Origin of the sequence: Plantactinospora sonchi, assembly GCF_036422035.1 — a bacterium.
Classification (GTDB): domain Bacteria; phylum Actinomycetota; class Actinomycetes; order Mycobacteriales; family Micromonosporaceae; genus Plantactinospora; species Plantactinospora sonchi.
In genome coordinates this window covers 28,310-50,562 of the sequence record NZ_JAZGQK010000010.1, presented here as the reverse complement: position 1 = coordinate 50,562, position 22,253 = coordinate 28,310, and the positions used below count along the sequence as shown (strand labels likewise).

The 22,253-nt window shown below is 72.0% G+C and carries 20 protein-coding genes and 2 riboswitches; of the genes, 11 read left to right on the top strand and 9 right to left on the bottom strand.

All coding sequences use genetic code 11. The features are described from left to right. Nucleotides 1-65: 65 nt before the first annotated feature. On the bottom strand, nucleotides 66-1,223 hold the full coding sequence (locus V1633_RS12295; protein ID WP_331214397.1) for a hypothetical protein: 1,158 nt from the start codon (nucleotides 1,221-1,223) through the stop codon (nucleotides 66-68). A gap of 262 nt (nucleotides 1,224-1,485) precedes the next feature. Between V1633_RS12295 and V1633_RS12290 the strand changes: the two genes are divergently transcribed. From V1633_RS12290 to pstB, 7 genes are all read left to right on the top strand, one after another. After that, a complete protein-coding gene (locus V1633_RS12290) occupies nucleotides 1,486-2,199 on the top strand; it encodes a winged helix-turn-helix transcriptional regulator (protein WP_331214396.1) in 714 nt (237 codons plus the stop codon). A 203-nt stretch (nucleotides 2,200-2,402) separates the two neighbouring features. Beyond that, entirely contained in the window at nucleotides 2,403-3,437 is a 1,035-nt protein-coding gene (locus tag V1633_RS12285; protein ID WP_331214395.1) for a polysaccharide deacetylase family protein, read from the top strand. 56 nt (nucleotides 3,438-3,493) lie between these two features. Beyond that, entirely contained in the window at nucleotides 3,494-4,462 is a 969-nt protein-coding gene (gene mshD / locus V1633_RS12280) for a mycothiol synthase (protein WP_331214394.1), read from the top strand. A 295-nt stretch (nucleotides 4,463-4,757) separates the two neighbouring features. After that, the gene (gene pstS, locus V1633_RS12275; protein WP_331214546.1) at nucleotides 4,758-5,861 is read left to right on the top strand and encodes a phosphate ABC transporter substrate-binding protein PstS; all 1,104 of its coding nucleotides are present in this window, start codon (nucleotides 4,758-4,760) and stop codon (nucleotides 5,859-5,861) included. A gap of 78 nt (nucleotides 5,862-5,939) precedes the next feature. Beyond that, nucleotides 5,940-7,070, top strand: coding sequence for a phosphate ABC transporter permease subunit PstC (gene pstC, locus V1633_RS12270; RefSeq protein WP_331214393.1), 1,131 nt, complete (start codon nucleotides 5,940-5,942; stop codon nucleotides 7,068-7,070). Further along, entirely contained in the window at nucleotides 7,067-8,149 is a 1,083-nt protein-coding gene (gene pstA / locus V1633_RS12265; protein WP_331214392.1) for a phosphate ABC transporter permease PstA, read from the top strand. Before pstC ends, pstA begins: the two co-directional genes overlap by 4 nt. Nucleotides 8,150-8,170: 21 nt before the next feature. Then, nucleotides 8,171-8,947: a phosphate ABC transporter ATP-binding protein PstB gene (gene pstB / locus V1633_RS12260; RefSeq protein WP_331214391.1), complete on the top strand. Its 777-nt coding sequence runs from the start codon at nucleotides 8,171-8,173 to the stop codon at nucleotides 8,945-8,947. Nucleotides 8,948-9,024: 77 nt separating this feature from the next. Here pstB and V1633_RS12255 read toward each other — a convergent pair whose 3' ends face one another. From V1633_RS12255 to V1633_RS12245, 3 genes are all read right to left on the bottom strand, one after another. After that, on the bottom strand, nucleotides 9,025-9,486 hold the full coding sequence (locus tag V1633_RS12255; protein WP_331214390.1) for a cytidine deaminase family protein: 462 nt from the start codon (nucleotides 9,484-9,486) through the stop codon (nucleotides 9,025-9,027). An 83-nt stretch (nucleotides 9,487-9,569) separates the two neighbouring features. Next, nucleotides 9,570-10,133, bottom strand: coding sequence for a GNAT family N-acetyltransferase (locus tag V1633_RS12250; RefSeq protein WP_331214389.1), 564 nt, complete (start codon nucleotides 10,131-10,133; stop codon nucleotides 9,570-9,572). 82 nt (nucleotides 10,134-10,215) lie between these two features. Further along, a riboswitch (SAM riboswitch) is annotated at nucleotides 10,216-10,329 on the bottom strand. Nucleotides 10,330-10,547: 218 nt separating this feature from the next. Further along, nucleotides 10,548-11,399, bottom strand: a complete 852-nt coding sequence (locus V1633_RS12245; protein WP_331214388.1) for an NUDIX hydrolase — start codon at nucleotides 11,397-11,399, stop codon at nucleotides 10,548-10,550. A gap of 86 nt (nucleotides 11,400-11,485) precedes the next feature. Here V1633_RS12245 and V1633_RS12240 point away from each other — a divergent pair, with 86 nt between their 5' ends. Next, nucleotides 11,486-12,454, top strand: a complete 969-nt coding sequence (locus V1633_RS12240; protein ID WP_331214387.1) for a Gfo/Idh/MocA family protein — start codon at nucleotides 11,486-11,488, stop codon at nucleotides 12,452-12,454. A gap of 62 nt (nucleotides 12,455-12,516) precedes the next feature. On the opposite strand, the gene V1633_RS12235 is transcribed toward V1633_RS12240, so the two are convergent. Together V1633_RS12235 and V1633_RS12230 are read right to left on the bottom strand one after the other, a co-directional pair. Further along, complete coding sequence (locus tag V1633_RS12235) at nucleotides 12,517-13,518, bottom strand: inorganic phosphate transporter (protein WP_331214386.1); 1,002 nt, start codon at nucleotides 13,516-13,518, stop codon at nucleotides 12,517-12,519. Between the two features lie 3 nt (nucleotides 13,519-13,521). Beyond that, complete coding sequence (locus V1633_RS12230; RefSeq protein WP_331214385.1) at nucleotides 13,522-14,148, bottom strand: DUF47 domain-containing protein; 627 nt, start codon at nucleotides 14,146-14,148, stop codon at nucleotides 13,522-13,524. Between the two features lie 322 nt (nucleotides 14,149-14,470). On the opposite strand from V1633_RS12230, the gene sigJ reads away from it, so the two are divergent. Next, on the top strand, nucleotides 14,471-15,523 hold the full coding sequence (gene sigJ / locus V1633_RS12225; RefSeq protein ID WP_331214384.1) for an RNA polymerase sigma factor SigJ: 1,053 nt from the start codon (nucleotides 14,471-14,473) through the stop codon (nucleotides 15,521-15,523). 164 nt (nucleotides 15,524-15,687) lie between these two features. Here sigJ and V1633_RS12220 read toward each other — a convergent pair whose 3' ends face one another. Further along, entirely contained in the window at nucleotides 15,688-16,191 is a 504-nt protein-coding gene (locus V1633_RS12220; protein ID WP_331214383.1) for a DUF402 domain-containing protein, read from the bottom strand. Nucleotides 16,192-16,552: 361 nt separating this feature from the next. Here V1633_RS12220 and V1633_RS12215 point away from each other — a divergent pair, with 361 nt between their 5' ends. Continuing rightward, nucleotides 16,553-18,637: an ATP-dependent DNA helicase gene (locus V1633_RS12215; protein WP_407952002.1), complete on the top strand. Its 2,085-nt coding sequence runs from the start codon at nucleotides 16,553-16,555 to the stop codon at nucleotides 18,635-18,637. A 36-nt stretch (nucleotides 18,638-18,673) separates the two neighbouring features. Here the strand turns inward: V1633_RS12215 and V1633_RS12210 are convergent, their stop codons facing one another. Then, on the bottom strand, nucleotides 18,674-19,972 hold the full coding sequence (locus V1633_RS12210) for an AI-2E family transporter (RefSeq protein ID WP_331214381.1): 1,299 nt from the start codon (nucleotides 19,970-19,972) through the stop codon (nucleotides 18,674-18,676). A 232-nt stretch (nucleotides 19,973-20,204) separates the two neighbouring features. Between V1633_RS12210 and V1633_RS12205 the strand changes: the two genes are divergently transcribed. Continuing rightward, entirely contained in the window at nucleotides 20,205-20,543 is a 339-nt protein-coding gene (locus V1633_RS12205) for a GroES family chaperonin (protein ID WP_331214380.1), read from the top strand. Here V1633_RS12205 and V1633_RS12200 read toward each other — a convergent pair. Further along, the gene (locus V1633_RS12200; RefSeq protein ID WP_331214379.1) at nucleotides 20,540-22,045 is read right to left on the bottom strand and encodes a PrsW family intramembrane metalloprotease; all 1,506 of its coding nucleotides are present in this window, start codon (nucleotides 22,043-22,045) and stop codon (nucleotides 20,540-20,542) included. The two genes, V1633_RS12205 and V1633_RS12200, sit on opposite strands and share 4 nt — an antisense overlap. A 68-nt stretch (nucleotides 22,046-22,113) precedes the next feature. Beyond that, nucleotides 22,114-22,235, top strand: a riboswitch (SAM riboswitch). The last annotated feature ends 18 nt before the right edge of the window (nucleotides 22,236-22,253 follow it).

The window sequence follows — 22,253 nt, the reverse complement described above, 5'->3', positions numbered from 1 at the left end:
CGCCCGCCGCCGGCGGTCAGGAAGGGACCTTTCCACAACCGGGTACGACGGGCGGAGGCCGGTCCCTACAGGAAGAAAACCGTCATCGCGTAGGCCGCCGGCGCGGCCAGGGCGAAGCCGCCGAGCGGACCCTGCATGTGCCGGGCCACCCACATCGTCGGCGGCTCGCCGGCCATCAGCCGGCCCGCCTCGGCGTACCCGACCGCGAGGTCGGCCAGGACCGCGGCGGCCGCCGCGATCAACCCCACCACGGCTCCGCTGGTCGGGGTGAACCCGACGAGGTAACTGCCGAGCACGGCCGAGGCGAGGGTGCCGGCCATCGCGCCGGCCACCACTCCGGCCGCGCCGCGCGGCACCTGCGGGGCGAGCCGGGGCCAGGGCAGTACCGCGTCGGTGAGGCGGGCGACCGTCAACGCGACCGCGGTCGCGGTCAGGCAGATGTAGATCGCCTGGGTGCCGACCGGAATCCGGCTGAGCACCACGAGGGTCGCGAACGAGACCACTCCGACGACGATGAACAGGGTCGCGCCGAGTGACTCGGTGACCCGTATCCGGTCCTCCCGACGGACGAGCTGGCCGAGCACCCCGACGGCGAAGCCGGCCGCGGCGACGTACCCGAGCGGGCCGAGCGCGGCGATCTGTGGCAGGACGGCGGCGGCGTCGGCGGCACCGGCCACCACGACCGAGGCGCCGGCCACCACCGGCAGCGCGGGCGGCCGCATCGCCATCGTCCAGGAGAGCACGAACAGCAACTGCACCCCGAGGACCACCACCGCGAACGGGATCCGGGCGCCGGGCCCGGCGGTGTACGCGCCGAAGATCAGGCCGAGGCCGAGCAGCCCGGAGAAGCCGGCGATCGCCACCGACAGCAGGCGCCGGACCGGTACCGGCGGCAGCTCCTCCTCCTCGTCGCCCTCGACGGCCGGGTCGGGTCGGTTGCCGAGGTCCGGGCGGCCGGTCGGGGCGGGCTCCCGGGTCGGGGTCTCCGGCCTTCGGGGGCCGTCGAACGGGCGGGACCCGGCGGCGGCCCGGCCACCGTCCGGGGGCCGTGGACCGTCCGGACCCGGGCCGTCGAACGGGCGCGGACCGTCGTACGGGCCGCGGGCCGGTTCGGGACCGGCGGGGTGACCGCGGGGTTCCGGTGCGCGGCGCGGTCCGCCCGGACCGGGGCGGCCGTCCGCCCAGGAATCCCGACCTGTCTCCGGTGGCGTCGAGGGGTACACGCCCCGATCGTGCCAGACCGCGCGGGCGACGCGCCGGTGCCGGCGGCCCGGATGTGGAATGTCCGGTCCGTATGGCCGATCCCACAACTGTTCGGACGAACGTGTGAGAACGTCCGGCGGAACTTCCGATAAGCTCAGGGCTTACCTGCCCGTCAGTGAAGCCGGGATGACCCCCAGTCTTCAGCGGTTCCCGGTCACCGCCGGCACACCGCTGGCCACACCGCGCGACGCCGGTCCGGCGCCGCCGGGACGGAGGTGATGTGTGGAGATCCTGCTGCTGGTGACCGCGCGCGCAGGCGAACCGTCCGTTGTGCTGCCGGCACTCGATTTGCTTCCCCACTCGGTGCGCACCGCTCCCCGCGATGTCCGCACCCTGGTGTCCGGGCCGAGTCCCGACGCCGTGCTCGTCGACGCCCGCTCGGAGCTGAGCGAGGCCCGGGCCACCTGTCGGATGCTGCACGCCACCGGGCTCGGCGTACCGCTGGTCGCGGTGGTGACCGAGGCCGGGCTGATCGCCCTGAACGCGGACTGGGGCGTGGACGACGTGATCCTGGCCAGCGCCGGGCCGGCCGAGGTCGAGGCCCGGCTGCGGCTCGCCGTCGGCCGGCTCAGCAACGCGACCGCGGCGGCCGGCGGGCTGATCCGGGCCGGCGAGCTGACCATCGACCCCGACACGTACGCCGCGAAGCTCAAGGGTCGGCCGCTCGACCTGACGTACAAGGAGTTCGAGCTGCTCAAGTTCCTCGCCCAGCACCCGGGTCGGGTCTTCACCCGGGACCAGTTGCTGCGCGAGGTCTGGGGCTACGACTACTTCGGCGGCACCCGCACGGTCGACGTGCACGTACGACGGCTGCGGGCCAAGCTCGGCTCGGAGTACGAGTCGATGATCGGCACCGTCCGGCAGGTCGGCTACAAGTTCGTCACCCCGCCGTCGCGGCCGCTGCCCGAGTCGGAGGGCATTCCGCTGCCCGTCTGAGAGCCGTGCCCGCGCCGGTGTGCGGGATCCGGACCAGCGAAAGACCACGAGGAGGCCACCCGGCGCGTGCCGGGTGGCCTCCTCGCGTACCCGGGAAGGTGGATCCGAGAAAGCGGAACTATTCGGGTATTTCGTGCCTACCCTGAACCGGTAGATCCAACGGGGGCAGGGGTGACATCAGTGATGTTCATGGCGGTCGACTGATGGGCAGCCTGTCGAGAAGCCGGATGCTCGCGATCGCGGCACTGGTCACGGCCGCGATCCTGGGCGGCGCCTACACCCTCGGCCACACCCTCGGCAGGGCCGGCACCGAACGGCACCAGCCCGAGGCCGCCGGACACGGACAGGTCGACACCGGTGCGGCGTACCCGGCCGACGGTGGGCTGGCGTCACCGCCGGTTCACGGCCCGGAAGGCGGGGCCGAGCGCGGGACCGAACACCCACCGGTCACGTCCGCCCCGGCACCGTCGCCGTCCTCCGCACCGGACGGGTCCGACGAGGAGGACCCCGGTACGGCCCAGCCGGGCGAGACCCAGCTGCCGCCGGAGCCGGACGGCCCGTACGGCGCCCGGGTGACCACCGGCACCGGCACCGTCGCCCTCACCTTCGACGACGGCCCCGATCCCCGGTACACCCCGCAGACCCTCGCCGTCCTGCGCGAGTTCCACGTCCGGGCCACCTTCTGCCTGGTCGGCGAGAACGCCCGGGCGTACCCGGGGCTGGTCCGGGCGATCGTCGCCGACGGCCACACGCTCTGCAACCACTCGTGGGACCACAACGTCGCACTGGGCAGCCGCTCGACGACCAGCATCCTGGCCGACCTGACCCGCACCAACGACGCGATCCGGGCGGCGGTACCGCAGGCCAGCATCCCCTACTACCGGCAGCCCGGCGGCAACTGGACGGGTTCGCTGGTGGCGGCGGCCCGAGAGCTCGGCATGACGTCGCTGCACTGGACGGTGGACCCGCGCGACTGGACGTTGCCGGGCGCCGGGAACATCGCCTCGATGGTCACCGCCAGCGCGTTCCCCGGAGCCGTCGTACTGCTGCACGACGGCGGCGGCAACCGGCAGGGCACGGTGAACGCCCTGTACCCGATCCTGATCAGCCTGAGCAGACGGTTTGTCATCGCCCCGCTGCCGACCGGGGCGCCGGAGTCGGAGCCGTCGGCGACCGTGCCGCCGTCCGGCTCCCCGCCGGGCGGCGCGGACCAACCGTCGCACGCCCAACCGGGCTGAGTCACGGCCTACCGCCTCCACGGCCGACCAGCGGCGGAAAGGTCTACGGTGTGGAAGTGATCAGAAAGACGGCGGCGGAGCGGCGGATCGTCCGACTCGACGTACTCGCTCCGGACGACGTCGAGGCGGTGCTCGGGCTCGCCGCCGCGGCCGGCGCCGCCGACGGGGCGGACCCGCTCGACGAGCACGTGACGCTGCGGCTGCGGCACGCCGTCGCCGGGGACGCCCGGCACCTGCTCGTCCGTGACTCCGCCGACGCCCCGGTCGGCTACGCGTACCTGGAGGCGGCGGAGACGACCGGCGGACTCTCCGCCGGGCTGGTCGTCCACCCGGCCCACCGCCGGCAGGGGCTGGGCCGTGCCCTCGTCGAGGCCGCCCGGGCGGCGGCCACGGCCACCGGCGACCAGCTGCTGGTCTGGGCACACGGCGACCACCCGTCCGCCGCCGCGCTCGCGCTGGACCTGGGCTTCGGTCGGGACCGGGTGCTCTGGCAGCTCCGTCGCTCGCTGCGGGAGCCGCTGCCCGAGCCTCCGCTGCCCGACGGGGTGTCGCTGCGTGCCTTCCGGCCCGGCGAGGACGACGAGGACTGGCTGCGGGTCAACCGGCGGGCCTTCGCCGACCACCCCGAGCAGGGCCGGTGGACCGCCGCCGACCTGCGGCTCCGGCTCGACGAGCCGTGGTTCGACCCGAACGGCTTCCTGCTCGCCGTCGAGGAGTCCACCGGGCGGGTGCTCGGCTTCCACTGGACCAAGGTGCACCGCCGGGACAGCACCGGCGGCGCCGGCCCGACCGAGCCGATCGGCGAGGTGTACGTCCTCGGCGTCGACCCGGACACCCACGGTCTCGGACTGGGCAAGGCGCTCACCCTCGCCGGCCTGCACCACCTGCGCGACACCGGCCTGAGCCGGGTGATGCTCTACGTCGACGAGTCGAACACCGGCGCGGTCGCCCTCTACGCCCGGCTCGGCTTCGCCAACTGGGTACGCCACGTCCAGTACCGCTGGCCCGGCAGCCCGACCGGATAACCCTCCGGCGGGCGTACCGTGGGTGGTCCGGTGGCGCGTACCCGGACGGCGGCAGGCGGCGACGAACCGCCCTAATGGTCACGTTCGGCAGCAGCAGTCCCACGGTTCACGGAACGGACATCCCACCCTCAGGATCCGGTCATCCAGCCGGTCACCCCTGTTCACCCCCCGTTCACTTGTGACCGGCGAGCCGGCTACCTGGCACTTCTAACTTTCCCTACTAGCTGGCCACCAGCCGGCTCCCGGGAAGGGTCCCGGGTCTGTCTTGCTCTTCAAGGTGAAGGGAACCTTTCAGGTGAAGCTCCAGCGGCACGGCACCATTGCCTGCCTCGCTCTGGCCACGGCACTGGCAGTCAGCGCGTGCGGCTCGGACAATAACGAGCCCACCGGAGCGTCCGGCTCCGCGAACCCGGCTGCCGCCGACTGCGCCACGGGCACGGTCAACGCGCAGGGTTCGTCGGCGCAGAAGAACGCGATCGACGAGTGGCGCAAGGCGTACCAGCAGAAGTGCGCCGGCTCGACCATCAACTACGAACCGAGCGGCTCCGGCGCGGGCATCCAGGCCTTCATCGCCGGTACCGCCGACTTCGCCGGCTCGGACTCGGCCCTCAAGCCGGAGGAGCAGCCGCAGGCGGACGCCAAGTGCCCCGGCGGTGCGGCGATCCACCTGCCGATGGTGATCGGCCCGGTCTCGGTGGCATACAACGTCAGTGGGCTGGACACTCTGCAGCTCAAGCCGACCACCCTCGCGCAGATCTTCGCCGGCAAGGTCACCAAGTGGGACGACGCCGCCATCAAGGCCGACAACCCGGGTGTGACGCTGCCGTCGACCACGATCCAGACGGTCCACCGCTCGGACGAGTCGGGCACCACCGACAACTTCACCGACTACCTGAGCAAGACCGCCCCGGCTGACTGGACCTTCGGCAAGGGCAAGGCCTGGAAGGCCCCGGGTGGCACCGGTGCCGCCAAGTCGGACGGTGTGGCCAGCGCGATCAAGCAGGCTGACGGCAGCATCGGCTACGTCGAGTGGTCGTACGCCGAGAACGGCGGCCTGAAGATGGCCAAGATCGGTAACGGGGCCGGCGAGTTCGCCGAGCTGACCGCCGAGTCGGCTGGCAAGACCATCGCCGGTGCCCAGGTGGCCGGCCAGGGCAACGACCTGAAGATGACGATCGACTTCAACACCAAGGAGGCCGGGGCGTACCCGATCGTCCTGGTGACCTACGAGATCGTCTGCAGCAAGGGCCTCGCCGCCGACAAGCTGGCGCTGGTCAAGGGCTTCCTCAGCCACGCCGCCAGCGCCGAGGGGCAGGCCGAACTGACCGAGCTGGGCTACGCCCCGCTGCCGGAGACGGTCCGCGCCAAGGTCGAGACTGCGGTCAAGGCCCTCGCCTGAACCACGGACGGATCATCCCTCCGCAACGCCTGATCGACAGATCATCCTCATAACTTCGTCAACGGAGCGAGCGAGCAGATGGGCGACACCCCAGACCGCTCGGCCAACGCCGGCACCGGCGGACCGCGTGTGACTACCAGTCACGCCCGGTCCGCCGGTGCCGCGCTGTCGGTCGACGTACCAGTGACACCCCTGGACCGCACTCCGGACGGAGTCGGCGGCCGGGACGGGAACGCCGGGCTGGGCGGCAGCGCCCAGGGCGGCGGCGGCGCGCTGCCCCGGCGCCGCGCCTTCGGCGCGGAGCGGATCTTCCAGAGTCTCACCATGTCGGCCGGCGCGGTGGTGCTGCTCATCATCGTGGCGATCGCGATCTTCCTGGTCGCCAAGGCCGTACCGGCGCTGAACGCCAACACCACGAACTTCTTCACCTTCGAGGGCTGGTTCCCGAACGAGTCCCAGCCCCGGTTCGGCATCGGCGCACTGGCCTTCGGCACCGTACTCACCTCGTTCCTGGCCCTGCTGCTGGCGGTGCCGATCGCCCTCGGCATCGCGCTCTACCTGTCGCACTACGCCCCCCGTCGGGTCGGCACCACGCTCGGTTTCCTGGTCGACCTGCTCGCCGCGGTGCCGAGCGTGGTCTTCGGTCTCTGGGGCCGGGACTACTTCTACGGCCCGGTCCGGGACCTGTCCGGCTGGCTGAACAAGTACTTCAGCTGGATCCCGATCTTCGGCGGGGACGGGCCGTTCGGCCGTTCGATCCTGCTCGGCTCACTGGTGCTGGCAATCATGGTGCTGCCGATCATCACCTCGCTCTCCCGCGAGGTGTTCCTGCAGACCCCGACCGCCAACGAGGAGGCCGCACTCGCCCTCGGCGCCACCAAGTGGGAGATGATCCGGACCGCGGTGCTGCCGTACGGCCGGCCCGGCGTCATCGGCGCCACCATGCTCGGCCTGGGCCGGGCGCTCGGCGAGACCATCGCCCTGGCGATGACCCTCGGCATCGTCTCGAAGATCTCGTTCAACATCATCGAGAACGGCGGCAACACCGTCGCCGCCAACATCGCGAACTCGTTCGGCGAGGCCAACGACGTCGGCCGGGGCGCACTGATCGCCTCCGGTCTGGTGCTCTTCTCCATCACCCTGATCGTCAACATGACCGCGCGGGCCATCATCTACCGGCGCCGGGAGTTCACGGAGTCTGCCGCATGACCACTCTGACCGCACCTCCGGTCGCGCCGGGGCAGCGCCCGCAGTTGCGGGCCCGTCGGCTGCCGTTGGTGGCATCCATCGGAATCGCGGTGGCGGCGTTGGCCGTCGCCGCCGTACTCGTCTACGGCACCGACATCGGCGGCACCGCCCTGGTCCTCGCCCTCGCCGTGGTCTTCTACCTGGTCGGAATCTTCGTGGCGAGCAACGCCGTGGAGGGCCGGCGGCAGGCGCGCAACCGGATCTGGAGCGCGCTGATCCACTCCGCCTTCGTACTGGCCCTGCTGCCGCTGGTCTCGGTGGTCTGGACCCTGGTCGACAATGGTTTCGACCGCCTCGACGGCAACTTCTTCGGCACCTCGATGAACAACATCGGGGCCCGGGACCCGAACGGCGGGGCGTACCACGCCATCATCGGCACGCTGGAGCAGGTCGGCATCGCCACCCTGATCACCGTGCCGCTCGGCATCGCCTGCGCCATCTACATCGTCGAGTACGGCCGGGGGCGCTTCGCCCAGATCATCCGGTTCTTCGTCGACGTGATGACCGGTATCCCGTCCATCGTCGCCGGCCTCTTCGTGCTGGCGTTCTGGATCCTGATCGTCTCCCCGTACTTCAACAACGGCCGGCCCGGCTACTCCGGCTTCGCCGCCTCGCTGGCGCTGAGCGTGCTGATGCTGCCGACCATCGTCCGTTCCACCGAGGAGATGCTCCGGCTGGTCCCGGCGCCGCTGCGCGAGGGGTCGTACGCGCTGGGCATCCCGAAGTGGAAGACGATCCTGCGGATCGTCCTGCCGACCGCGCTGCCCGGCATCGTCACCGGCGTCATGCTGGCCGTCGCCCGGGCCGCCGGTGAGACCGCACCGGTGCTGCTGGTGGCCGGCGGCGGCGCGGCGATCAACTTCAACCCGTTCGAGAACAACCAGTCGTCACTGGCGCTCTTCGTCTACCAGCAGGCCGGGGACGCGTCGCGTTACGCCCCGGCCCGTGCCTGGGCGGCGGCGCTCACCCTTGTCGCCCTCGTGCTGGTCCTGACGATCGCGGCGAAACTGCTGGCCCGCCGCAACCGGTTCGGCCGCTGACCGGAGGAGGAAAAAATCATCATGGCCAAGCGCATCGAAGCGACCAACGTCACCGCCTACTACGGTGGTTTCAAAGCTATCGAGAACATCAACCTCACCGTCGAGCCGAAGACCGTCACCGCGCTGATCGGCCCCTCGGGCTGCGGCAAGTCGACCTTCCTGCGGTCCATCAACCGGATGCACGAGGTGCTGCCGGGGGCCCGGGTCGACGGTCGGCTCACCATCGACGACGAGGACATCTACGAGCGGGACGTGGACGTCACCGCGGTCCGCCGGATGATCGGCATGGTCTTCCAGCGGCCGAACCCGTTCCCGACCATGTCGATCTTCGACAACGTGGTCGCGGGGCTGCGGCTCAACGGCGTACGCAAGAAGTCGATCCTGGAGGAGGCGGCCGAGCGGGCACTGCGCTCGGCGAACCTCTGGGACGAGGTCAAGGACCGGCTCGGCAAGCCCGGCGCGGGCCTGTCCGGCGGTCAGCAGCAGCGGCTCTGCATCGCCCGGACCATCGCGGTCGAGCCGCAGGTCGTGCTGATGGACGAGCCCTGCTCGGCACTGGACCCGATCTCCACCCTGGCGATCGAGGACCTGATGTTCAAGCTGAAGGACCGCTACACGATCATCATCGTGACGCACAACATGCAGCAGGCGGCCCGGGTCTCGGACCGGACGGCGTTCTTCTCCATCGAGCGGACCGGCGACCCGGGCCGACTCATCGAGTACGACGACACCCAAAAGATCTTCAGCAACCCGAGCGTGAAGAAGACCGAGGACTACATCACCGGCCGCTTCGGCTGACCTGTCAGGAGGGGGCCCTTCCTATCGCTTTTTGTATAGGAAGGGCCCCCTCCTGACACCCGGGCCCAGCGCGCTGCTCAGCTGCCGGTGAGCTGGTCGATGTCGACCGGGGTGATGTCGACCGGGGCGGGCCAGTCGGTGCGGGGCAGCAGGTCGCGGAGCTTCGCGGACTCGGTCCGGCCGAGGACCACCTCCGCCTCCAGGTTGGCGGGGTCGATCTGGCGGATGAACTCCCGACACCGTCCGCACGGCGGAAGCACGTAGAGCGTTCCCGCCTCGTCGCGGTACACGGCGACGATCTTCGCGATCCGGTACTCGCCGGCGGTGACCATGGCGGCGATCGCCGCGTGCTCCGCACAGAAGCCGGTACCGGATCCGGTGTCGACGCAGACCCCGGAGTAGGCGTTGCCGTTCGTCGTGACCAGGGTCGACGCCACCTGGCCCATGCGTCGGCTCGACCCACCGTAGCCAGGCACGGAATGGGGTTTGAGGACCTGCTGGGCTGCGGTGATCAGCGCGTCGTGGCCGGGGGCGTCCATTTCGCGGAACCTACCAGAGCACGCCACCGCAAGATCCACTGAGCTTCGCGTACCGGCCTCGCCGCGCCGCAAGCAGACGCTGGTCAGCGACGTTCGGGGAGCGGGCACAGCGACGCGGCGTCGGCCCACACCATCCGCAGTTTGCGGGGCGTGCCGTTCAGCCGGGTGGGATCGCCACCGGGCGGCCCCACCGTGGCCGTCTCCACGTGGGTCGCGCCCCGCGCGGCGTAGAACGCCTGCGCCGCGGCGTTCTGCGCCAACACCCAGAGGTACAACCCGGTGCCGGTCGCCTGTTCGGTGACGGCCCGGGCGGCCCGGGCCAGCAGCCGGGTGCCGACGCCGGTGCGGTGTCGATCGGGTACGACGTGCAGGTTGTCGACGAGGCTCCCCCACCGTGGATCGTCGTCGAAGACGACGTGGACGAAGCCCACCAGCCGTTCCCCCTGCTCGGCGAGCAGTGTCCCGGTACCGCCCGACGCCGCCAGGCGGCCCGACCACACCACCCGGCGTTCGGCCTCGACGTCGCCGTCCAAATAAGAGTCGGCGTAGGCGCCCCGGTAGTGGCGACGCCAGCTGTCGGCGTGCAGCCCGGCGATCCGCGCGGCGTCGTCCGGCCCGGCGGCACGGAACCGCAGCGGCGCCGTCATGGGCACACTCCGATCCGCGCGCTTTTCCCAGCCGAGGACCCGGCCCTGTGGTGTGTGACGACGACTGACACGCGACCCTCCATTTCGCGGCTTGCCCGACACTGCGTGTCGAACCCGGTCCTCACCCGGAGCACCCCGCCCGCGAACGGAGGGTTGCCGGCCAGCAAGCCGGGGCTTCGCGCTGGCACTCATGACCTGTGCCGAGCACGGTAGCACGGGACACCGGCCGGGAGAGTCCCGGAAACGGGCTCGGCCGGCCGCGTGGGACCGCGCCGTCGTCGTGTACCACCGACAGCAGGCCGACGAGCTCGACCGGCGGCGGATCGAGCGCTACCGGGCCGAGGTGACCGGCAGAGGTGACCGGCAGAGGCGACCGGTTGAGACGACCGGCTGACGGATGCGCAGCCTGACCCGTCAGTCGACCAGGAAGTGGGCACCACCGTCGGGGGTGGACTCCAGCCGGGGCATCAGCGGCCGGGTCGGGTCCCGCCGGGCGGCGGCGGCCGGCAACCCGGCCAGGTCGACACAGTCCGCGATCTCCCTCAGCGTCGCCCGGGTCGGCGGCAGCATGGTCAGCTCCCCCGCGTCCGCCCTGGCCACCGCGTCGGCCGGCGACAGCCAGCGCGTCTGGTCGGCCTCGCCGGAGACGTCCCGGGTGAGCTGCCCCTCCGGCAGCAGGGCGACGAAGAAGTACGTGTCGAAGCGCCGCGCCTCGAACTCCGGCGTGACCCACCGGCTCCACGGCAGCAGCAGGTCGGAGCGGAGGGTGAGCCGGCAGTCCCGGAGCAGGTCGGCGAAGCTGGTCCGCCCGTCGACCAGTGCCTGCCGGCACCGCTCCCAGTCGTCACCGCTCACGTCGCCGAGCACCTCGTCCGGGTGCGGGCCGGCGAGCAGTACCCCGGCCTCCTCGAAGACCTCCCGGGCCGCCGCGCAGACCAGTGCCTGCGCCTCGGCCGGCGGCAGCCCGAGCCGGTCACCCCACTGTCGGGGCCCGGGGCCGGCCCAGTCCAGGTCGGCCGACGAGTCGGCCGGGTCGACGCTGCCGCCGGGGAAGGCGTACATGCCGCCGAAGGTCATCCGGGCGGCCCGGCGGATCAGGTAGACCTCGAAGCCGTCACCACCGGACGGGTCGGGCCGGAGCAGCGGTACGGTCGCCGCCCGTCGGGCCGGTGCCGGCGGCCGACCCTCGGCGTGGAACCGGCGGGCCCGTGCGACGAAGGACTCCTCGGCGGGAAAGATCAGTTTCCCGGCGCTGTGGTTCGGCATGCTGCGAGGGTAGTGCCGGGGGACGGGGGCCACGATCTTGCCCGGCCCGTCCGGTGCCGGCGACCGGCTCGGTTACCGTCCCACCCATGACACGTTGGGGCATCCTCGCCACCGGCAACATCGCCAGGACCTTTGTCGAAGATCTCCGCCTGCTGCCGGACGCGGAGGTGGTGGCGGTCGGCTCCCGTACGGCCGACACCGCCCACGCCTTCGCCGAGCGGCACGGCATCCCACAGGCGTACGGGTCGTGGCAGGAGCTGGCCGCCGACGACACCATCGACGTGGTGTACGTCGCCACCCCGCACGCCGCCCACCACGACGCGGCGATGACCTGTCTCGCCGCCGGCCGGGCGGTGCTGGTGGAGAAGCCGATCACCCTCGACCTGGCCGGTGCCCGGGAGCTGATCGACACCGCCCGGGCGAACAACCGCTTCCTGATGGAGGCGATGTGGATGCGGTGCAATCCGGTCGTACGTCGGGTCAGGGAGCTGATCGACGACGGCGCGATCGGCGAGGTGACGACCGTGCAGGCGGACTTCGGCGTGGCCGGCCCGTTCCCGCCGGAACACCGGATGCGGGCCCGGGCGCTCGGCGGCGGTGCGCTGCTGGACCTGGGGGTCTATCCGGTCAGCCTGGCGCACCTGCTGCTCGGCGTACCGGACGAGATCCGCGCCTGGGCGAAGATCAGCCCGGAGGGGGTCGACGAGAACACCGGGATCCTCCTCGGCTACGAATCGGGCGCGGTGGCGAACCTGACCTGCGGCATGATCGGCGAGACGGCGGTGACGGCGACGATCAGCGGCCGGACCGGGCGGATCGAGCTGGGGTCGCCGTTCTACCGGCCGAGCCGGGTGACCCTGCACCGGGCCGGCGCCGACCCGGAACCGCTCCCGGTCGAGCTGACCGGCTCCGGTTACCAGTACGAGGCGGCCGAGGTGCAGCGCTGCCTGGCCGAGGGGCTGTTGGAGAGTCCGCTGGTGCCGCACTCGGTCACCCTCGAGGTGATGGAGCTGCTGGACACCGTACGGGAGCAGATCGGCGTCACCTACCCGTGAGAGGTGTCAGGAAGGGCCCCTTGTACAACGGAAAACGATAGGAAGGGGCCCTTCCTTACACCTCAGAAGAGCGGGTTGACCAGGAAGTACATGATGGCGCCGATCGAGCCGGCGGCGGGAAAGGTGAGGATCCAGGCGCCGACGATGTTGCCGGCGACGCCCCACCGTACGGCGGAGAGCCGCTTGGTGGCCCCGACGCCCATGATCGCCGAGGTGATGGTGTGGGTGGTGGAGATCGGGGCGTGCAGCACCAGGGCGTTGAAGTAGAGCACCGCGCTGGCGACGCTCTCGGCCGCGAAGCCCTCCGGCGGACGCAGGTCGATGATCTTCCGGCCGAGGGTACGGATGATCCGCCAGCCGCCGGCGTAGGTGCCGAGCGCGAGCACCGTCGCCGAGGTCCAGAAGGCCCACTCCGGGATGTGTTCGGCGCTGCTCTGGTAGCCGCCGACGAAGAGGGCGAGGACCACGATGCCGATGGTCTTCGCGGCGTCCTGCATGCCGTGGCCGATCGACATCGCCGCCGCCGAGGCGGTCTGGGCCCAGCGGAAGCCCCGGTTGAGCTTGGCCGGCTGCCCGTTCCGGAAGATCCACTGTACGGAGACCATGACGATGTAGCCGAGGATGAACCCGACCAGCGGAGAGAGGATCATCGGCAGCACCACGTCCCTGCCGATGCCGCCCCAGAGCACGGTGTGCGAGGCCGCCAGGGTCGAGCCGACCAGCCCGCCGATCAGCGCGTGCGAGGAGGACGACGGCAGGCCGAAGTACCAGGTGATCAGGTTCCAGGTGATCGCGCCGATCACCCCGGCGAAGACGATGCCGAGGCTGGAGACCCCGGTGGGCAGGTCGACCAGGCCGCTGCCGACCGTCTTGGCCACCCCGGCACCGAAGTGCGCGCCGATGAAGTTGCCGATGGCCGCCATGGCCAGGGCCACCCGGGGGGTGAGGGCGCGGGTGGAGATGCTGGTGGCGATCGCGTTCGCGGCGTCGTGGAAGCCGTTGGTGTAGTCGAAGACCAGCGCGACCGCGATCACCGCCAGCACGGCGATGAGTTCAGGTTCCACTGGTCAGCTTTCCTTGACCGCGATGGTCTCGACCGTGTTGGCGACGTGCTCGAAGGCGTCGCAGGCCGCCTCCAGTTCGTCGGCGACCTCCTTCATCTTCAGCACGGTGAGCGCGTCGTACTCGCCGGAGAAGAGCCGGACCAGCAGCATCCGGTACGCCTGGTCGCCGTCGTTCTCCAGCCGGTTGCACTCGATCCAGTAGTCCTCGAGGTCCTTCATCGCCTTCAGCCGCGGCATCGCGTCCGCAGTGAGCTTGGCCTGCTGGTCGAGGACGTTCACCAACTCGTGCATCTCCCGGGGCAGCGACGGGAGTTTGGTCAGCCCGTAGAGGTAGAGCAGGTTGCCGACCGCCTCCAGGTGGTCCATCACGTCGTCGAGCAGTGAGCCGAGCCGGTAGATGTCCTCCCGGTCGAACGGGGTGATGAAGGTGGAGTTGATCTTCTTGTAGAGCTCGTGGGTGATCTGGTCGCTGTCGTGCTCGACCTCGGTGAGCCGCTCGCTGACCGACTGGACGTCGACCCCGGGCAGGGCCAGCTCGTTGAGGAGCTCGGTGCCGCGCACCAGGTTGTGAGCGGCTCGGGTGAACAACTCGTAGAAGGCGCCCTCGGAGGGGCGGAGCGAAAACTTCACGGCACGGACCTCGTTGCGTCGGCGGACGGGTGGCGGGCCGCAAGAGGCTGCCCCTGGGAGATGCTAGGAAACCTCAGATCGGGATTTTCGCCGGCCCACCCCTGGTCAGAGCCGGTTCATCCGCCATTCACCTGCTGTTCACCTTGGGTCTGACAGGAACCTCCGGAACAGAACAATCGATCCCGAACAACCGGTTACCCGGAACGCTCCCCGCCGACACCAGGGCCGGGCGGCGAAGTCGGCCGGATCCACCCGGCCACACCCCGCCTGCCCGGTCTGTCATCGTCGTAGTGGGCAGTCCGAGCGGACCGGGAGGCGGGGCATGCGGGACCTGGCGACGGAATTCGAGGCCGAACGGGACCATCTGACCGCGGTCGCCTACCGGATGCTGGGCAGCCGGGCCGAGGCGGAGGACGTCGTACAGGAGACCTGGCTCCGGTACGCCGCCGCGCTGGCCACCCCACAGGCCCGCGCCGAGGTACGCGACCTGCGGGGCTGGCTCACCACCACCGCCGCCCGGCTCAGCCTGGACGTGCTGCGCTCCGCCCGGGTACGCCGGGAGACGTACCACGGCCCGTGGCTGCCGGAGCCGATCGTCGACCGGCTCCCCGACCACGCGGCCCAGGACCGGACGGCCGGGTTCGCCGCCGACCCCGCCGAGCGGGCGGTACGGACCGAACAGGTCGGCATCGCCCTGTTGACGCTCTTCGAACGGCTCTCCCCCGAACAGCGGGTGGCGTTCGTGCTGCACGACGTCTTCGCCGTACCGTTCCAGCAGATCGCGACCACGCTCGGCACCAGCCCGGCGGCCGCCCGGCAGCTCGCCACCCGGGCCCGGCGGGCGATGGCCGAGGGCGGTGCGCGGCGGTCGACCGACCCCGTGGAACACCGGCGCCTGCTCTCCGCCTTCCTCGCCGCCGCCGAGGCGGGCGACCTTGACGGGCTGCTCGCCGTGCTCGCCCCCGACGCGGTCTTCGTCGGCGACGGCGGAGGACTCTTCCCGACCGTCCGCCGCCCGGTGGTCGGGGCCGACAAGGTGGCACGCCTCGCCCTCGGCCTGCTCCAACGGTTGACGGCCACCTCGGCGATCCGCAACCTGCGGACGGCGCACGTGCTGGTGAACGGCTTCCCGGGGCTGCAGGTCGAGGCCGACTACCGGCGGGGGCTGTCGCTGCGTGGCGTGGTCTGGTGCACGGTCGTGGCCGGCCGGATCACCGGGCTCTACCACCAGGTCAACCCGGAGAAGTTGACCCGGGTGCCGCCGCTGGACCCGGCCGGCGACGACGGTCCGCCGCTGCCGGCCGACGAGGGCGCGGGCGCGGCGGACGGCGGTTCGCCCGGGGCAGGATCACGGCTGGCCGCCCAGGCCGGGTGACCGCGATCGTTCCCGAGCCGCTCAGCGCGGCCGCGTCGACCTCCGCGACTGGGTGACCGCGATGGTCCCCGAGCCGCTCAGCGCGGCCGCGCCGACCTCCGCGACCGGGTGAACGGGCCGCCGTCCGCTGGCCGCGCCGTTCCCCGACGCCGACCGGCAGCGGGTCAGACGACCAGGGCCAGCCACTTCCGGTACGCCGACGCGAACGGCTCGGTGCCGTCGCCGAGCGCCCCGTACAGCCACTCCGCCGCCGCCCGGGCCTGCGTCACCAGCTCGTCCGGATAACCGAACCGGACCCGGTGCTCGGCGAACTCGTCCTCGTCGCGCAGCTCCACCAGCTCGGTGCCCCGGCGGCGTACCACGTCCAGGTCGAGATCGACCAGGTGCACGGTGTCGCCCTCCCAGCGGGCCGGACTGGCGATGTCGCAGTAGACCTCGCTGGTCCGCGGCGGCGGGTTGAACATCGTCGTCCACCAGGCGTCGTGCGGAACGAGCAGGACGAACGGGATCTGCTCGACCGACGGGCGGCCGTGGTAGATGGAGTGGGTGCCGGCGGTCACACCGAGCCAGACACCGAGATCGTCCTCGGTCAGCCGGCGGGCGGGGTAGTCCCGGTGCGGAGTGCCGTCGTACTTGCGATAGACGACCCGGACCACATCGCTCGACATGTCCGCACCCTAGCGGATGTCCCCCACTACCCGCCGTGTGCGAAGCGTCCGGTAGTCGTCGGATTCGACAACAACAGGAGACTGACAACGGGCCCGTCCCGGGAGCCGCGTCCGGTCCGGAGGCGGCGGCCGTACCCCGGGTGGGCGAAGCGGCGGACCCGCCGGCCGAGGGAGCACACCCGGTGTCGGGAGGGACGGGTACGGTCGCACAGTGACCGCGCCCGCCACCGACGCCAGCCCACCCACCACGACCGGCCCGACGGCGACGGAGGCCGGAGCCGCCACGGGTTCCGGGCCCGGCGACGCCCCGACCGGCAGGTCCGGGCGACGGCGTCGCGGCGACCGACCCGGCGCCCTCGACCTGCTGACCGCCGCCGTCGGCGCGGTCCCGGGCGGTGCCGCCCGCCCCGGGCAGCAGCAGATGGCGACCGCGATCGAGCAGAGCGTCAGGTCCCGCGAACATCTGCTGGTGCAGGCCGGCACCGGCACCGGCAAGTCGCTGGCCTATCTCGCCCCGGCGCTGACCGTCGACGGCCCGGTGGTGGTCTCGACCGCCACGCTGGCGCTCCAGTCGCAGCTCGTCGACCATGACCTGCCCCGGCTCGCGGACGCGGTCGAACCGGTGCTCGGCCGACGACCGACGTTCGCCGTGCTGAAGGGCCGGCACCACTACCTGTGCCTGGCCCGGCTGGAGAACTCCACAGAGGACGAGCCGGAGGACACCCTCTTCGACACCCCGACCCGGGGTGGCGGCGGCACCAAGTGGCTCGGTGAGGCCGGGCGGCTGGGCAAGCAGATCCAGCGGCTGCGGGACTGGGCCATGGAGACCGCCACCGGTGACCGGGACGAGCTGGACCCCGGGGTGGACGACCAGTCCTGGCGGCTGGTGTCGATGCCGGCCCGGGAGTGCGTCGGCGCGGCCCGCTGCCCGTACGGGGCGGAGTGCTTCGCGGAGGCGTCCCGGGCCCGGGCCCGGGAGGCCGACGTGGTGGTGACCAACCACAGCCTGCTCGCCGTCGACATGCTCGCCGGCCGGCACATCGTGCCGCCGCACAAACTGCTGATCGTCGACGAGGCGCACGAGCTCGCCGACCGGGTCTCCTCGGCGGCCCAGGCCGAACTGATCCCGGAGCTGATCGACCGAGCGGCGCGGCGGACCCGCCCGCTGGTCGATCCGGAGCTGGCGGAGGGGCTCGTCGCGGCCGGCGACGCGCTCGCGGTCGGGCTGACCGAGGCGCCGGCCGGGCGGATCACCGGCGGGCTGCCGGCACCGCTGCGCGAGGCGTGCACCCTGCTCGACGCCGCGACCCGGGGCGCGTTGGAGAAGATCGGCGACGTCAAGGCCGACGACCCCGATCCGGTCCGCAAGCAGCAGGCCAAGGCGGTACTGGACGAGTTGTCGAAGACCGCCCAGCGGCTGCTGGAGGAGGCCGACCACGACGTCGCGTGGGTGGAGAAGCCCGAGGGGCCGGTCGGCCGGCGTGCCCTGGTCGTCGCGCCGCTCTCCGTCGCGGGCACGCTCGCCACCCATCTGTACGACGAACGGACCGTCGTCGCCACCTCGGCCACCCTCGCCCTCGGCGGCCGGTTCGACACGGTGGCCCGGGCACTCGGCCTGGAACTGCCGACGTCGTCCCCGCCCGCCCCCTCGGCGGCGGCGTCGGCGATGGCCACGAAGAGCCGTGGCACGGCGGCGGGGACGGCACCCTCCGGGGCCGCCAGCCGACCGGCGCCGGCGGGAGCGGGCGACCGCCCCGGGCCGGTCGACTCGGGCCCCGGCTGGCGTTCACTCGATGTCGGGTCACCGTTCGACTACGCCCGGCAGGGCATCCTGTACGTCGCCGCGCACCTGCCCCGGCCCAGCGCCTCCGGCCTGCCGGCCGCCGCCGGTGAGGAACTGCTCGCCCTGGTGGGCGCCCTCGGTGGTCGTACCCTCGGGCTGTTCTCGTCCCGCCGCGCCGCGCTGCAGGCCGCGGAGCTGCTGCGGGCCCGGACCGATCTGCCGATCCTGCTGCAGGGCGAGGAGGCGCTGCCGCTGCTGGTCCGGAGGTTCCGGGAGGACCGGGCGAGCTGCCTGTTCGGGGTGATGTCCCTCTGGCAGGGCGTGGACGTGCCGGGCGACGCCTGCCAACTGGTGGTGATCGACCGGCTGCCCTTCCCCCGGCCGGACGAGCCGCTGGCGGCGGCCCGGGCGGCGGCGGTGGACTCGGCCGGCGGTTCCGGTTTCGCCTCGGTCAGCGTTCCGATCGCGGCCGTACGGCTGGCCCAGGGGGTGGGTCGACTGATCCGGTCGGTGCAGGACAAGGGTGTGGTGGCGGTGCTCGACTCCCGGCTGGAGACGGCCCGGGGGTACGGGGCGTTCCTCCGGCGTTCGCTGCCGCCGTTCTGGTACACCACCCGTCCGGACATCGCCCGGGGCGCGTTGGAGCGGCTCGGGCGCGACTGAGCCGACCGGCGGCGGCTCTCGGCCGCCCGGCGGCTCTCAGGGGGCGGTCGGGGCCACCACCACCGCGTCCGGCGGCACCTCGGGCCGCCGTCGGTGGGCCAGCCGGCGTACCGCCGTGTTGAGCACGGCGACCAGCGGCACCGAGACCAGGGCGCCGACGATCCCGGCCAGCACCACGCCGGCCGCGATGGCGACGATCACCGCGAGCGGATGGATCGCCACCGCCCGACCCATGATCAACGGCTGCAGGATGTGCCCCTCGATCTGCTGTACGCCGATCACCACGCCGAGGATGATCAGCGCGGTGACCCAGCCGCTGTCGACCAGGGCCACCAGCACCGCCACCGCGCCGGAGAGGGTGGCGCCGACGATCGGGATGAACGCGCCGAGGAAGACCAGCGCGGCGAGCGGGAACGCGAACGGGATGTCGAAGACGACGAGGAAGATGCCGATCCCGACCGCGTCGATGAACGCGACCAGTACGGTCGCCCGGACGTACGCGACCAGGGTGGCCCAGGAGGCGCGGCCGGCGTCGTCGACCCGCCAGCGGGCCGCGACCGGCAGCAGCCGGACGATGAACCGCCAGATCTTGCCGCCGTCCCGGAGGAAGAAGAACGTGGCGAAGAGCACCAGCAGCGCGCCGGTGAGCAGCTCGGCGACGGTCGCGGCGGTGGAGACCGCCCCGCTGGTCAGCGACTGGGTGTTCTCGTTGATCCAGCGCTCGCCCTGGGCGATGTAGGAGTCGAGTTGCCGGTCCGACATGTGCAGTGGACCGGTCTGCAGCCACTCCTGGATCTGCCGGATGCCGTCGGTGGCGTTGCGGCTCAGGTCCGGTACGCCCCGGATGAACTCGTTCACCACCAGGGTGAGGGTGCCGACGACCGCGGCCAGGCCGGTGACCAGCACCACCGCGGTCGCCAGTGAACGGGGGAACCGGGCCCTGAGCAGCCAGCCGACCGCGGGCGCCAGCAGGGCGGAGAGCAGCAGCGCGATGGCCAGCGGGATGATCACGATCCGGATCGTGCCGATCACCTTCAGCAGGGCCCACGCGACGAGCCCGATGACGATCAGCCGCCACGACCAGGCGGCGGCGATCCGCAGGGCGTGCGGTACGTCCTCGTCGTCCCGGCTCGCCGTCGAGGGGTGCACGATCTCCCCCGACTCCTCGACCGGTACCGGCGGCGGCGGTACCGGCGCGGCCGCGACCTCGCCCGCCTCCGGTTGCGTCGACGGCTGCGGCCGGTTCCCAGACCGCCCGGACACGTAGGCGCGACGGATTCTCGCCCGTAGCTGCTCGAAGCGGCTCAAGCGCACCTCCCGGCTGTGAGAACTCATCCGCACCTCCCGCTGTGGAAGCTTGGCCTCCCTACCGTAGCCGGACCGGTACAGCCCGGCTCGGCGCGCATGACCCGCCCGGCACGGGTGACCGGCGTGCGGGTGAGCCGGGGCACGGTCAACGGGCGCGACACGGTCGACGGGCCCGGCCGGCTGACCAGGTCGGGGCGGGCGGCGGGGGCCGAGGAGGCGCAGGTCGACGCGACGGCGGGGCACGGTACCGTTTTGCGACGTGACCGCCGACGTGAACAACGACAACGGGCTGCCCATCCGCCTGCTGCACGACCGGGTGCTGGTGCGTACCGAGGGCGGTGAGGGTGAACGGCGCTCGACCGCCGGCATCGTCATCCCGGCGACCGCCTCGATGGGGCGCCGCCTGGCCTGGGCGACCGCGGTGGGTGTCGGTCCGAACGTCCGATCCATCGTCTCCGGCGACCGGGTGCTCTTCGACCCGGACGACCGCTCCGAGGTGGAACTGCACGGCCGGGAGTACGTCCTGCTCCGCGAACGCGACGTGCACGCGGTGGCCGCCCAGCGGGTCGAGAACGACTCCACCGGCCTCTACCTCTAGAAACCCCCGGGTGGCCGGTACGGCGGGTAGGGCGGGCTGCCCCCCGGCGGCGCCGACGGCCCGCCCGTCCCGTACGGCGCCGGTGGGCCGTAGCCGCCGAAGGCCGGCGGATGGCCGGCCGGCACCAGCACCACGGGGATCGGCACCACCGGCTCGCTCGGCGCCTCCACGGTCCGCCTGGTCCCGTCCGGGAACGTCAGGTGGTAGCGGGCCCCGTCCCAGAACCCGGGCGGCGCCTGCGGATCCCGCCCGACGAAGACCTGCCGAGCCGCCTGCAACTCGTCGAGCAGGCGCCGCTCCTCGGCCACCGAACGGGCCAACGCCGCCGGCTTGGCGTCCAGCCCTCGCACCATCCCGTCCCGCAGCAGCGCCAACCGGGTGGCGGCGTACTGGAACGCGCGCATCGCCCGCAGGCCGTCCGGGCCGGCCACCCGGCGGGCCCACTGCCGGGCCGCGTGCCGCCGGCCGAGGCTGCTCATCGCGGCGACCTCCGGCGGCGTCAACCAACCCGTGCGTACGTAGTCGGGCAGCCGTCGCTCGGTGAGCCGGCCCTCCCAGCCACGCAGCCAGATGGCCAGCCCGACCATGCCCAGGAAGATCGGCACCATCAGGCTGATGTAGCTGTAGAGCATGATCAGCGGCTGACCGGTCTGCTCGACGAGGGTGGGTGCCAGGTTCCAGGTGCCGTGCAGGATCATCGCCAGCAGCAGACCGGCCAGCGGGGCGGTGATCCGTACCGCCCGGTCGGCCGAGCGGGCCGCGATGCCCAGCCCGACCCCGGTCATCGCGGTGAAGAGCGGGTGGGCGAAACCGCTGATCAGGACCCGGGAGATGAAGACCGCGAAGAGGTTCATCGTGCCGGTGGCCGGCCCGTACTGGCTGGCGCCCTCGGCGTAACCGAGTCCGCCGAGGTAGAGGATGTTCTCCACCATCGCGAACCCGATCGCCGACATGCCACAGTAGACGATTCCGTCGGTGATGCCGGACCACTCCCGACGCCGGAAGAGCAGCAGCAGGATCGGGCCCAGCGCCTTGGTCAGCTCCTCGATGAACGGTGCGACCAGCACCGCCACCAGCGAATCCGACAGACCGGCGGAGTGGAACAGGTCCGCCGCGAACCCGTTCACGTTCAGCGAGGCGTACGTCGACACCGCCGCGCCCCAACCGAAGCAGAAGACGAGGTACTTGACCGGCTCCGGCTCGTACCGGTCGAGCCAGAGGAAACAGGCGACCAGGACCGGCACCGGCACGATCGCCGCGACCAGCCCGACCGCCAGGGCGGTGTAGCCGAGCCGCTCGCCGAGGGTGAGCAGCATCGCCACCGCGCAGCCGGCGATCAGCAGGATCACCCCGACCAGGACCAGGATGCGGCGCCAGCCCAGCCCGGACCGCGACCGGACCCGGACCACCGGCAGTCCGCCGGGCGGTGCCGGCGGGAACGCTGCCGGCGGAACCGGTGGTGGCGCGGATGTCGGCGCACCGGGCGGCGGGGTGTCGACCATGACGTCAGCGTAGTCACATTCGGAAGCGCCTGGTCGTGCCAGTTCCCGTCCGGCTATGCTCGGCGGCAGGTCACGAGTGCCAGCGTTCAGCCCCGGCTTGCTGGCCGGCAACCCTCGTCGAGGTTCGCGGTGGGGTGCCCCGGGTGATGACCGGGCCTGGTCGCACAGCCGCGCCAGGCAAGCGCGGGCCCCGACCCATCCCGCTCCG